The 13,145-nt window shown below is 71.7% G+C and carries 9 protein-coding genes; 5 read left to right on the forward strand and 4 right to left on the reverse strand.

The annotated features are described in order from the left end of the window. The first annotated feature begins 27 nt into the window (after positions 1-27). On the forward strand, positions 28-924 hold the full coding sequence (locus tag FZO89_RS01630) for a GGDEF domain-containing protein (protein WP_149101626.1): 897 nt from the start codon (positions 28-30) through the stop codon (positions 922-924). 102 nt (positions 925-1,026) lie between these two features. Here FZO89_RS01630 and FZO89_RS01635 read toward each other — a convergent pair whose 3' ends face one another. From FZO89_RS01635 to ispG, 3 genes are all read right to left on the reverse strand, one after another. Continuing rightward, positions 1,027-4,392, reverse strand: coding sequence for a S8 family serine peptidase (locus FZO89_RS01635; RefSeq protein WP_149101627.1), 3,366 nt, complete (start codon positions 4,390-4,392; stop codon positions 1,027-1,029). Between the two features lie 276 nt (positions 4,393-4,668). Continuing rightward, positions 4,669-5,364: a phosphatase PAP2 family protein gene (locus tag FZO89_RS01640; protein ID WP_149101628.1), complete on the reverse strand. Its 696-nt coding sequence runs from the start codon at positions 5,362-5,364 to the stop codon at positions 4,669-4,671. Next, on the reverse strand, positions 5,357-6,643 hold the full coding sequence (ispG, locus tag FZO89_RS01645) for a flavodoxin-dependent (E)-4-hydroxy-3-methylbut-2-enyl-diphosphate synthase (RefSeq protein WP_149101629.1): 1,287 nt from the start codon (positions 6,641-6,643) through the stop codon (positions 5,357-5,359). Before ispG ends, FZO89_RS01640 begins: the two co-directional genes overlap by 8 nt. 262 nt (positions 6,644-6,905) lie before the next feature. Here ispG and xseA point away from each other — a divergent pair, with 262 nt between their 5' ends. The 4 genes from xseA to FZO89_RS01665 all read left to right on the forward strand — a co-directional run bounded on the left by xseA (position 6,906) and on the right by FZO89_RS01665 (position 12,419). Beyond that, the gene (xseA, locus tag FZO89_RS01650) at positions 6,906-8,282 is read left to right on the forward strand and encodes an exodeoxyribonuclease VII large subunit (protein ID WP_149101630.1); all 1,377 of its coding nucleotides are present in this window, start codon (positions 6,906-6,908) and stop codon (positions 8,280-8,282) included. Between the two features lie 171 nt (positions 8,283-8,453). After that, complete coding sequence (locus FZO89_RS01655; protein WP_149101631.1) at positions 8,454-10,100, forward strand: acetolactate synthase large subunit; 1,647 nt, start codon at positions 8,454-8,456, stop codon at positions 10,098-10,100. Between the two features lie 50 nt (positions 10,101-10,150). Further along, positions 10,151-11,620, forward strand: a complete 1,470-nt coding sequence (locus FZO89_RS01660) for an aldehyde dehydrogenase family protein (protein WP_149101632.1) — start codon at positions 10,151-10,153, stop codon at positions 11,618-11,620. Positions 11,621-11,624: 4 nt separating this feature from the next. Further along, positions 11,625-12,419 (forward strand): NRDE family protein, encoded by a 795-nt coding sequence (locus tag FZO89_RS01665; protein WP_149101633.1) that lies wholly within the window; start codon positions 11,625-11,627, stop codon positions 12,417-12,419. A gap of 3 nt (positions 12,420-12,422) precedes the next feature. Here the strand turns inward: FZO89_RS01665 and FZO89_RS01670 are convergent, their stop codons facing one another. Then, the gene (locus FZO89_RS01670; RefSeq protein ID WP_149101634.1) at positions 12,423-12,932 is read right to left on the reverse strand and encodes a hypothetical protein; all 510 of its coding nucleotides are present in this window, start codon (positions 12,930-12,932) and stop codon (positions 12,423-12,425) included. Positions 12,933-13,145: the final 213 nt, after the last annotated feature.

The raw sequence follows: 13,145 nt of genomic DNA on the forward strand, positions 1-13,145 counted from the left end.
ACTGCAAGGCCACCTGCTGTCGCCGCCATGTCCGCCTCCGACGATCCGGCCAACACCACGCAGCGCACGATGCTCAGCGGCGGTCCGCACCGGCCGGGGCCGCGCACGGCCTGCATCGTGGTGATCCTCGGCGAAGGCCTGGGCCGGCGCATCGACCTGGCCGACGCGCCGCTGCTGGTCGGTCGCTCGCAGGAAGCCGACCTCGTCATCAGCCACAAGAGCGTCTCGCGCGAGCACTGCCGGATCTGGTTCGACGGCGGCGCCTACCGCATCCGCGACCTCGGCGCGACCAACCGGACCCGGGTCAACGACCTGCCTGTGGAGGAAACCACGCTGGTTGACGGCGACCACATCGTGGTCGGCGAGAGCCTGCTCAAGTTCATCGGCCAGAGCAACGTCGAGGCGCGCTACCACGAGGAGATCTACCAGCTCGCCACCCACGACGCGCTGACCGACCTGTGCAACCGCCGCCACTTCATGGAAATGCTCGACAAGGAGATCGCGCGCGCCCTGCGCCACGATCGCGAGCTGGCGCTGTGCATCGTCGACGTCGACCTGTTCAAGCCGGTCAACGACACCTATGGCCACATCGCCGGCGACGAGGTGTTGCGCCACATCGCGGCGATCGTGCGCCAGCACGTGCGTGGCGACGATATCGCCGCGCGCATCGGCGGCGAGGAGTTCGCGGTCCTCCTGCCCGAGGGCGGCAGCGCCGCCGCGCAGGCGCTGGCCGAGCGGCTGCGCGCCGCGGTCGCCGGTGCGACGTTCTCGCCGGGCGGCGTGCCGCAGCGGATCACGGTCAGCGTCGGGGTCGCCACCCTCGCGCTCCCCGGGGGCACCCGCTCGGCGCTGCTGGCGGCCGCGGACGCGGCGCTGTACCGGGCCAAGCACGAAGGCCGCAACCGGGTCTGCACCACCGGCTGAGCCGCAGCGGCGGATGGCCCGGGGCCCTGTGCCGGCGACCGAAAGTGCGAAGGGCCGGTTGCCCGGCCCCTCGCCATGCGTTTCAGACCGTGCTGCCAGCGGTCACGGCGTGACCGTCAGCCGGATCGCACCGGCCACTTTCGGCTTGACCGGATCGTTGCTGCCGACGCAGTAGAACGCATCATGCGCCCCCCCCGGTAGCCCCGTGCTGGCCACCGCGATGCTCGACGCGCGCGCCGCGCCCGCCGCCAGCGTGCCCATCGGAGGATTCACCGCGCCGATCCACGGCGCGCCGCAGGCCACTTCACCCACGATCCGCATCGACAGTCCCGGGAACGCGGTGTTCGCCGTCCAGCTGCCGGCGCCCGCCGTGGTCACGTTGAGCCCGGCGAAACCACCGCTGCCCAGCGAAGCGGACGCGTACCAGGCCCAGCGGTTGGCGAACGTCGAATTGGTATGCACCAGCAGCCAGTAGCGTCCCGGTGCGAGGTCGACGGCCTGACCCGCGGCGGCGAGGTCGAGCGTGATCGCCCCACCGGTGGTGTCCACGCCCGGCGCAGTCGCCGCCGCCGTGTAGGTCCAGGCCGCCGCGCCGGGCGAGCGCAGCGGATCGCCGGATGGCAGCCCGCCTGCATCGGGGTAGATCGCCCAGGTGAGGGTCGGCGAGACCGCCGCCAGCGCCGCACCGCTCACCACGAAGCCCTCCGCGCGCAGCGACAGGATCCGCGTCGGTGCCGCGAGGCTGAAGTCGTCGGCGTTGAACTGCGCCGCGAACCCGGCGACCGCGGGATCCGCGTAGCGCGTCCCGCGATAGCCCGAGGTCGAGTTCTGTCCCAGCGCATCGGCGAGCAGGGCCATGCCCGTGCCGCTGTTGTCGAAGCCGTAGCTCAGCGGCGAACCGCCGGCATTGGTCACCGTGGTCGTGGCCCGCCCCGAACGCCCGGGCTGCAGCGCCAGCGACACCAGCTCGGGCAGCTGGATCACCGGTGGCGGCACGATCACCGCGATCGGCAGGTGCAGCGCAGGCGGCGCGGACTGCGCGTTGCCGGCGACCGGCGTCAGCAGCAGCTGGCCGAAGTTCCAGCTGCCATCGGCCGGCAGTGCGCTGCCGTCGACCACCACACGCACCGAGACCGTGCCACCGGCCGGCACCTTGAGGTTGGCCGGCGTCACGCGGGCCGGCAGGCCTTCGACCCGCGCGCGGTAGCCCTGCGCCTTGCCCAGGGTGTTGCGGAAGGTGCGCACGAACACGCACTGCGGCGCGCAGTTGCGCCGGATCATGTTGGGCTGGTTGAGCGTGGCGGGGTCGCCGCCGGTGGCGGGATTGGCCGCCAGGTAGTTCGCCGCCGACTCGTGCAGCACCAGCCCTGCCGCGATCGCGCGATCGACGCGGATACGGCCCGAGCCGCCGGCATGCGGATCCGCGGGCGTGACGCCATCTTCCAGCAGCACGGTGCGGTCCGCGGTCATCGCCAGGGCCGACTTGATCTCCGGCGGCGTCCAGGTGGGCCGCGCCTGCCGGATCAGGCCCGCCGAACCGGCCTGGTGGGGCGACGCCATCGAGGTGCCGTTGTACAGGCCCACGTCGTTCTCGAAGCCGGTGATGGTGGTCCCGGCCACCGCGGCGAGGATCCGCACGCCCGGTGCGGTCACGTCGGGCTTGAGCAGGTCGAACGTGCCGGCCGGGCCGCGCGAACTCGAGGCCGCCAGCACGTCGGGCTGGTTCTCGAGGATGATCGCCGGGTACGGTATGCCGGCGGTCGCCGCCGGATTGGCGGCGGCGAAATCGCGCAGCGCATCGCCGTCGGCCTGCAGGATGCCGAAGGCCGGGATCGTCGTCCCGGGCACCGAGGGAATGATCCCGCCCGCGGCATTGTTGGCGACGACCGTCGCCACCGCCCCGGCCGCGGCGGCGTTGTTGACCTTGATCGAGAACGCGCAGCTGCCGCGGCGCACGACCGCGATCGCGCCGGCGAAGGCATCGGCCGGGAACGCGGCGCAACCGTCGTCGACCGTATCGATGCCGGGGCTGACCACCAGCGGCGTGGTGCCGGGGATCGCCGCGGTCTGCTGCACACCGCTGCCGCCGGGATTCATCTCGATCGCGGCCAGCGCGTCGGGCACCGGCTGCGGGCCGGTGACTTCCAGGACCACGACGAAATCGCCGCGTCCGTGCTGGGCCGATGCGGTCGAAGACACCCACGGCTCGACATGGCCGAGCGTGTTCGGCGCGGGGCCGCTGTTGCCCGCCGAGGCGGCGATGTAGATGCCGGCATCGACCGCGCCGAGGAAGGCCTGCGAAACCGCTTCGCTCCACGGCGACGAACCGCCGCCGATCGAATAGTTGATCACGTCGACGACGCCGTCGGCGATCGCCTGGTTCACCGCCGCCACCGCGGACACGTTCGGGCACAGTCCCTGCCCGGTCGCGGTGTTGGTGTAGCAGATGTCGAAGGCGACGATGTTGGCCCGCGGCGCGACCCCGGAGATGCGCCGGGTGTTGCCCAGCATGTCGACGTCGCGGCGGTTGCCGGCCGCGGTCGAGGCGACGTGGCTGCCGTGGCCGTTGCTGTCGCCGAAACCCGGCTCCTCGCGGATGTTGGCGGCGCCGCAGGTATTGCCCGGGGCGGCGCACACGAAGTCGTAGCCGCCGATCAGCTTGTCGTTGCAGCGCCCCTCGTCGATGCCGCCGGCCGCGCAGGTGCCGAGATGGTTGCCGGCGCCGAGCGGATTGACGTGCACGTGGCCGTCGATCGGGTCGACCGCGGCGAACGACGGGCTGCCGAAGTTGATGCCGGAATCGAGGATGCCGAACACCACGCCCTCGCCCTGGTGACCGGTGCCACCGCCGGTCGCGGCGCCGTTCCACACCGCGGGTGCGCCGATCAGGGCCGGTCCGGTATCGGTATCGAGCGGGTACTCGCGGTATTCGTCCACCAGCGCCACGTCGGCCAGCCTGCGGATGCGGTCCGCCTCGGCCTCGCCCAGTTCGACCACGATGCCGTTGATCGCGTGCTGGAAGCGCTGGCTCACCTGCGGCTGACGGCCGATCGCCCGTCCCATGTCGCGTTCGATCTGCGCCTGGCGATCCTGCAGGTAGCGCACATAGGCGCGCGCCTGGGCGCTGCGCATGTCGGGCCGCGCCACGCCGGTGGCGCCCTTGCGGCTGGCGGGCGCCGCCAGCCCGGCGATGCCGCCGCGATAGGCGGCCACGGCCGGCTCGCGGAACATGACGATATAGGTGCCGCGGCCCGGAGCCTGGCCGCCCCCGGAGCGCGCGACCGCGGCCGTGGCGGCCGCCGACGACGCGATCGTGTTGCCGCCCGCAGACGCAGCCCCCTGGAGCTGCACCGCCGCCAGCAGCGCGCGGCCCGTGCCGCTCCCGTTCGATACCGCGACCGCCGCCAATGCCGCTGCGCCTGCCAGGCACAGGCCGATCGCCACACCCCAACGCGCCTTCCCGTCCATGCCGCCTCCGGAAACATCGATCCCCGCGGAAATCGACGACCGCTCCGTCCGACCTGCCCGGACCGTCCGCCGAAGCTGTTGCGAAGACGCAGGGGCGCATGCACGTGGAGGCACCCGGAGTCCCGGGTTCCCGCGCACAACCGCCCCTGTCCGATTGCGTACCCCTGGTCCAGCAGTCCGCACTCTACGCCTGTCGTTGCGCGTTGCAACGGCGCCACCCGAGGCGAAGCGATCCGGAGGGGACGGCCGCGCCGACGGCGGCGGGATGTGGTCCGGTCAGTCCGTCGCGCGGGGCGCGCGCGGGCGTCGATCGACCAGCAGGTAGGTGCCGACCGTCCACAGCGCGGCGGCGGACCAGCCGGCGAGGATGTCGGACGGGTAATGCACGCCGAGATACACGCGCGACAGGCCGACCATCGGCACGAACACCGCCATCGCCGCCAGCACCCACCAGCGCGCCCGCGTCGGCCAGGCCAGCAGCACCAGCACCAGCGCCAGCGCCAGCGTCATCGAACCCATCGCATGCCCGCTGGGAAAACTGTAGCTCGTCTCGGGCGCGATCGATTCCCACAGGCCCGGCCGGTCACGCGCGAACAACTGCTTGGTGGCGATGTTGAGCAGGGCCGAGCCGCCGGTCGCGGCCGCGGCGAAGACCGCGTGTCGCCAGCGCCGCAGCCCGAGCAGGACCAGCACCAGGGCGATGTCGAGCGGCACCACGCCATGGGCGTAGCCGATCCGGGAGAAGAACAGGAACACGCCGTCGAATCCGTCGCTGGCCATCTCGCGCGCGAACAGCAGCAACGGTTCGTCGAACGGGATCGCCTCGGCCTCGTGGACCTCGTCGGCCAGTTCCATGAACGCCCACATCGGCAACAGCACGCCGACGAACAGCAGGACCAGCTTCCAGCCGTAGCGGCGCGCGAGCGCGGCGACGGCATCGGCGGCTTCGCGCCGCCAGCCCGCCTCAGGCATCCGCCCGGCGGCCGTAGGTCCGTTGCACGTAGTCGTCGACCAGGCCGACGAATTCGCGCGCGATGTTGTCGCCGCGCAGCGTCACCGCCTTCTCTCCGTCGATGAACACCGGCGCGGACGGCGCCTCGCCGGTGCCCGGCAGCGAGATGCCGATGTTGGCGTGGCGCGATTCGCCGGGCCCGTTGACCACGCAGCCCATCACCGCGAGGGTCATGTTCTCCGCGCCGGGATGGCTGATCTTCCACTCCGGCATCTTCGCGCGCACGTGTTCCTGCACCACCTGGGCGAGTTCCTGGAAGAACTCGGAGGTGGTGCGGCCGCAACCGGGGCAGGCGGTGACCATCGGCGTGAACGCGCGCAGGCCCATGGTCTGCAGCAGTTCCTGCGCGACCACCACTTCCTGCGTGCGCGAGGCGCCGGGCTCGGGCGTGAGCGAAATCCGGATGGTGTCGCCGATCCCCTCCTGCAGCAGTACCGCGAGCGCTGCGCTGGAAGCGACGATGCCCTTGCTGCCGATGCCCGCCTCCGTCAGGCCCAGGTGCAGGGCGAAATCGCAGCGACGGGCCAGGTCGCGATACACCGCCACCAGTTCCTGCACGCCGCTGACCTTGGCGCTGAGCACGATCCGGTCGCGACCCAGCCCCAGCTCCACCGCGCGCTCGGCCGAATCGATCGCCGAGCGGATCAGGGCCTCGCGCAGCACCCGCCCCGCATCCCAGGGTTCGGCGCGCTGCGCGTTCTCGTCCATCAGCATCGCCGCCAGTGCCTGGTCGAGAGATCCCCAGTTGACGCCGATCCGCACCGGCTTGTCGTAACGGATCGCGAACTCGATCAGCTGCGCGAACTGCAGGTCCTTCTTCCTGCCGAAGCCGACGTTGCCGGGATTGATCCGGTACTTGGCCAGCGCCTGCGCGCACGCCGGCTCGCGTTCGAGCAACTGGTGGCCGTTGTAATGGAAGTCGCCGATGATCGGCACCTCGATGCCCTGCATCGCCAGGCGCTCGACGATGCGCGGCACCGCGGCCGCGGACTCGGGGTTGTTGACCGTGACGCGGACCAGCTCGGAGCCCGCACGCCACAGGTCGGCGACCTGCCTGGCGGTCGACGCCACGTCGGCGGTGTCGGTATTGGTCATCGACTGCACCACCACCGGCGCATCGCCGCCGACGGCCACGCCGCCGATCCGCACCTGGCGCGCCGGCCGACGCGGCGCCGGACCGAAGACCGGCGTCGCCGGATCGGCGTGGCAGGGCGGCAGCGGTTGCGGCAGGGCGAACATGCGGTCATTTTACCTGCGAAGGGATGACGCCCGTCTGCATGGTCTGCGGACCGCCCCGCGGCCCGGGCCGAACACCGGGATTGGCGCAGGCCGGGGTCGGTCCGCCGCGCGGCGACGGGCCAGTGCGTCCGTCGCCGCCGGTCTGGTGCGACCGGACCGGCAGTCGGGGCACCTGTGGCGCGGCCGGGAACTGCCTGCCGGCCGGCACCCTGACCACTTCGCGTGATGGGCCTGCGCCGTCCGCGCGGCTATCCTGCCAGTCATGAGCGACGCGACCACCGGCGAAATCCTCAGCCCCAGCCAGCTCAACACCCTGGCCCGTAGCCTGCTGGAGGACGCGTTCCCGCTTGTGTTCGTCGAAGGCGAGCTGGGCAACGTCTCGCGGCCCGCCTCCGGCCACCTGTACTTCACCCTGAAGGACGCGCGCGCGCAGGTGCGCTGCGCCCTGTTCAAGCCCAAGAGCCAGTGGCTGGGCTTCCAGCCGCGCGAGGGCATGAAGGTGCTGGCTCGCGGCCGGCTCACGCTGTACGAGGCGCGGGGCGACTACCAGTTGATCCTCGACTCGCTGGAAGAAGCCGGCGAAGGCGCATTGCGCCGCGCGTTCGAACAGCTCAAGGCCAGGCTGCAGGCGGAAGGCCTGTTCGATCCCGCGCGCAAGCGGTCCCTGCCCGCCTACGTGCGTCGCCTGGCGGTGATCACCTCGCCTTCTGGCGCGGCGGTCCGCGACGTGCTGAGCGTGCTGGCGCGGCGCTTCCCGCTGATCGAGGTGGAGATCCTGCCGGTACCCGTGCAGGGCGAAGGCGCGGCCGCGCAGATCGCGGCGATGCTGCGGCGCGCGGTGGCCGGCGGCCGTCACGACGTGATCCTGCTGGCGCGCGGCGGCGGTTCGCTCGAGGACCTGTGGGCGTTCAACGACGAGGCGCTGGCGCGGGCGATCGCCGCATCGCAGGTGCCGGTGGTCTCGGCGGTCGGACACGAGACCGACTTCAGCCTCGCCGACTTCGCCGCCGACCTGCGCGCGCCCACGCCCTCGGCCGCGGCCGAGCTGCTGGTACCCAGCCGCGCCGACCTCGGCCTGCGGCTGGCGGGCCTGCAGCGGCGCATCGCCGCACTGCAGGCCAACCACCTGCGCCAGCTCGCCCAGCGCAGCGACCGCGCCGCGCTGCGCCTCAACGCGCTGCGGCCGCAGGCGCGCCTGCAGGCCAGCATGCAGCGCCGCGACGAAGCCCTGCGCCGGTTGCGCGCGGCGTGGCTGCAGCGCCTGCAGCGGCACGCCTCGACATTGCGCCACGCGCGCGCGGTGCTGCAGGCCACGCGCCCGCAGCGCCGCCTGCAGGCGTTGCACGATCGCCTCGCCGGCCTGCGCCCACGCCCGCAGGCGGCGATCGCGCGTCGGCTGCAGCGCGACGCCCTGCACCTGCGCGGTCTCGCGCGTTCGCTGGAGGCGGTCAGTCCGCTGGCGACCATCGCCCGCGGCTACAGCATCCTGCAGCGCGACGACGGCCACATCGTGCGCGGCACGCGCGATGTCGCGACCGGCGACCCGCTCTCCGCGCGCCTCGTCGACGGCCGCCTGCGCCTGCGCGTGGAACGCGTGGAAGCGGCCGCCCCCTCGGCAGGGCCGACGGCGGAAGAGTGAATCCGTCGTCGATCCTCGCCCCGGCTCCCGCCCGGTCCGCTGTCGAAGCAATCGCGGCAGTCGCCGCAATCGCGGGCGCGTGCCGCCGGCGACGCGCGTGACCCATCGGGGAATGCAGCGTTCCGTCCGCTGGACGTGCCTGTCACGCGCGCCGTGCGAGACTGCGACGCGATGACCAAGGCCTCCGATCTTTTCGTCCAGGCGCTCGAAGCCGAAGGCGTCGACCACGTGTTCGGCATTCCCGGCGAGGAAACCCTGGCCCTGCTCGAATCGCTGCGCACCTCGGGCATCCGCCTGGTGCTGACCCGGCACGAGCAGGCCGCAGGTTTCATGGCCGCCACCTGGGGTCGCCTCACCGGCACCACCGGCGTCTGCCTGGCCACCCTGGGGCCCGGCGCGACCAATCTCGTCACCGCCGCGGCCTATGCCCAGCTCGGGGCGATGCCGATGCTGATGATCACCGGCCAGAAGCCGATCCGCAGCGGCAAGCAGGGCCATTTCCAGATCGTCGACGTGGTCGACATGATGCGGCCGCTGACCAAGTACACGCGCCAGCTGGTTTCGGCCGGCGGCATCCCCGCGCAGGTGCGCGAAGCGGTGCGCCGCTCGCAGGAGGAACGCCCCGGCGCGACCCACCTGGAACTGCCGCAGGACGTCGCCGGCGAGGACACGGACGCCATCGTCCTGCCGCCGGTCTACAGCCGCCGCCCCGTGGCCGAGCACAAGGCGCTGGACGCCGCCGCCGACGCGATCCGCAACGCGCGCCACCCGCTGCTGATGATCGGCGCCGGCGCCAACCGCAAGACCACGGCGAAGATGCTGCACGCCTTCGTCGAGAAGCTCGGCATCCCGTTCTTCAGCACCCAGATGGGCAAGGGCGTGCTCGACGAGACCGGCCCGCTGTGGCTCGGCACCGCGGCGCTGTCGGACGGCGACTTCGTGCACCGCGCGATCGACCTCGCCGACTGCATCGTCAACGTCGGCCACGACGTGATCGAGAAGCCCCCGTTCTGGATGAAGCGCGGCCGGCGCACGGTGATCCATGTGAACTACTCGCCGGCGGTGGCCGACGAGGTGTATTTCCCGCAGATCGAGGTGGTCGGCGACATCGCCAACTCGGTGTGGCAGCTGGCCGAGCGCCTGGAGCCGCAGCCGCACTGGGATTTCGCGTTCTTCGACCGGGTGCGCGACGCGCTCTGCGCCGACATCGGCGAGCTCGCCGGCGACGATCGCTTCCCGATGTCGGCGCCGCGGCTGGTTTCGGAACTCGGACTGTTGTTGAATCCCGGCGACATCACCTGCCTGGACAACGGCCTGTTCAAGCTCTGGTTCGCCCGCCATGCCCGCTGCCGCCTGCCCAACACCCTGCTGCTCGACAACGCGCTGGCGTCGATGGGCGCCGGCCTGCCGTCGGCGATGGCCGCGGCGATGGTCCATCCCGACCGCAAGGTGGTCGCGGTGTGCGGTGATGGCGGCTTCATGATGAATTCGCAGGAACTCGAAACCGCGATCCGCCTGCGGCTCGACATCGTGGTCCTGGTGCTGCGCGACGATGCCTACGGCATGATCAAGTGGAAGCAGGCGCACGAGGGATACGAGTCGTTCGGCATGGACTACGGCAACCCGGACTTCGTGCGCTACGCGCAGAGCTACGGGGCGCGCGGCCACCGCGCCGGTTCGATCGAGGGGTTTTCCGCGCTCCTGCGCGAAGCGCTCGCCACCCCCGGCGTCGACCTGATCGAGGTCCCGGTCGACTACGGCCGCGACGACGGCCTGCTCAACCGACGGATCCCGGAACAGGCTGCCGCCGTGCGCTGACACCGGCGATCCGGATCCCTGCCCTCCCTTTCGCTTCGTCAGGAGTCCCCATGGCACGCAGCAGCAAATCCCGCAAGCAGGCGGGTCTTGCCAGGCGCTATCCCTGTTACCTCGCCAACGTCGCGGTGCAGCCGAACGCCGACCTCGAGGTGCTCGACAAATTCACGGGCAAGGTCGCGACACGCACCGCGTTCGTCGGCCCCGGCATGGTGCGCAAGGCGATCGTCGCCGCGCACAAGGCACGCGGGCCGATGGCGGAGTTCACGCCCGACCGGCGTCGCGACGTGCTGGAACACTGCGTGCGCCGCTTCCGCGAGCGTTTCGAGGAACTCGCGCTGGCCCTGTGCATCGAGGCCGGCAAGCCGATCCGCGACGCGCGCGGCGAAGTCGAACGGTTGATCGACACCTTCCGCATCGCAGCGGCCGAAGCCACGCGCATCGAAGGTGAAACCCTCGAGCTGCAGCTCTCCGAACGCACGCGCGGTTACCGCGGCCTGGTCAGGCGCGTGCCGATCGGCGTGTGCAGCTTCATCACCCCGTTCAACTTCCCGCTCAACCTGGTGGCGCACAAGGTCGCGCCCGCGATCGCGGCCGGCTGCCCGTTCGTACTCAAGCCGGCGGCGAAGACCCCGGTGGGCGCGCTGATCATCGGCGAGATCCTGGCCGAGACCGACCTGCCCAGGGGTGCGTTCTCGATCCTGGCCTGCAGCAACGAGGACGCCGCCGCGCTGACCGAGGACGAGCGCATCGCCCTGCTCAGCTTCACCGGCGGCCTGGTCGGCTGGGAGCTCAAGGCCCGCGCCGGTCGCAAGAAGGTGACCCTGGAACTCGGCGGCAACGCCGCCTGCATCGTCGACGCCGATCCCGGCGCCCCGCTCGACCACGTCGTCGACAGGCTGGTGTTCGGCGCGTACTACCAGTCGGGCCAGAGCTGCATCAGCGTGCAGCACATCCTGGTCCATCGCGACCTGTACGAGAAACTGCGCAAGAAGCTGCGCGCGCGCGTCGGTGCGCTGGTGATGGGCGACCCGCGCGACGAGAAGACCTTCATCGGGCCGGTCATCGACGAGGCAGCGGCGAAGCGGATCGAATCGTGGGTCGAGGCTGCGCGCAAGGCGGGTGCCAAGCGTCTGGCCGGCGGCGAGCGCAAGGGCAACATGCTGCCCGCGACGCTGATGGAAAAGGTGCCGCGCGAGAGCGATCTCTACCGCCAGGAAGTCTTCGGCCCGGTCGCCTGCCTGCAGCCGTTCGACGATTTCGAATCGGCACTCGATACGGTGAACGCCAGCGAGTTCGGCCTACAGGCGGGTGTGTTCACCGGCAACCTGGCGCATGCGATGCGCGCCTGGGACCGGCTCGAGGTCGGTGGCGTGATCGTCGGCGACGTGCCCAGTTTCCGCGTCGACAACATGCCCTACGGCGGGGTCAAGCAGTCGGGCCTGGGTCGCGAGGGCGTCAAGTACGCGATCGAGGACATGACCGAGCCGCGCCTGCTCGTGATCCGCGACCAGCCGGCCTGAGCGCATGTGCCTGGTCGCAGTGGCGTGGCGCGCGCATCCCCGCTGGCCGCTGGTGCTGGTCGCCAATCGCGACGAGTTCCATGCGCGTCCGGCCGCGCCCGCCGCGTTCGATCCGGACTCTCCGTCGGTGTACGGGGGCCGCGACCTGGTGCAGGGCGGCAGCTGGTTGCAGGTTGCGCGCAATGGCCGGCTCGCGGCGGTGACCAACGTGCGGGACGGCATTGCCGCGGAAGCCGCGCCCCGCTCGCGCGGCTGGCTCGTGCGCGACTTCGTTCGCAGCGAGACGCCCGCCGGGGATTTCGCCGCGGCGCTCGCCGGCACGGCGGACCAGTACGGCCGCTACAACCTGCTGCTGCACGACGGGGACCGGTTGCTGTGCGCGGGCAACCATCCGGCGCACGCGATGCAAGTGGTCGCACCGGGCCTGCATGCGATGTCCAACGGCGCGTTCGACGCGCCATGGCCGAAAAGCACGTTCGCCACGCGCGCGCTCGAAGGCTGGATCGGATCGCCGCTGGCGGAAGAGCCGGACATGGCCGCTCTGGAACCGCTGTACGGCGCACTGCGCGACACCACGCGCGCGCCTGACGCGGACCTGCCAGACACCGGCGTCGGACTGGAGCTGGAACGCGCGCTCTCGCCGCCGTTCGTGCTCGATCCGCGCTACGGCACGCGCTGCAGCAGCGTGGTGCTGGTGGGCGACGGTCGCGTGATCTTCGGCGAACGCCGCTTCGGGCCGGACGGCGCCGCGATCGCGACGTCGCTGGAAACGATCACCTTGGACACGGCAGGCGCCTGAAACTCAGGGCCGCGGCGCCGTCGACTGTTCGGTGCACGCGACCGGGGCGTCGTTCTCCAGTTGCTGCTGCCAGCCGTTGGCATCGCGCAGCGCCACCGTTCCGTTGATGCAGGCCGCCGGCGCGCCATCGCGCCTGGCGACGATGGCGCCGGGCAGTTCCGGGGGCGATGCCAATGCGGCAGCCGTGTCGACCGGGCCGTTGGCCGGCGGCGTCGCGGCCTGCGCGCGCGAAGGTTCCCGCGACGCGGCGGCCGGTGGTGCGGCTTCCGCCGCCACCGCCTCCGGCCCTGCTGCCGGCGTGGCTTCGGCGGGCGCGACCCCAGGCGGCGCCTCGGGTGCAGGGTCGGTCGCCACCGGCCCGGAAAGGCGGGCAACCCGCTCGCGCCCCTCGAACACCGTGCCGATCGCCCACTGGATCCAACCGGCCACCAGGATCCCGACGATCACGGCCGCCACCACGGGAAGGAAGAACGACCACGGTGCCGCATCGTCACGAATCCGGTTGCCGCTCATGCGATGACCTCCTGCGACGTGATTCCCCCGTGCGGCGTACGAGCGCCCGCCGCCACGCTACGGGTCCGGATCGTAGCCTACGCCATGGTGCCGGCCCCTGCATCGCCGGACCCGGACTTTCGTCGCACTGCTTGGCGGGCCCCTGCTTCCGTCCGGAAGTCCTTCCGCCACCGGTCCCCGGTGCGCCCCTGCGCCGACGCGCGCAATGGCACC

It is taken from the genome of Luteimonas viscosa, assembly GCF_008244685.1.
In the GTDB taxonomy this organism is placed as follows: Bacteria; Pseudomonadota; Gammaproteobacteria; order Xanthomonadales; family Xanthomonadaceae; genus Luteimonas; species Luteimonas viscosa.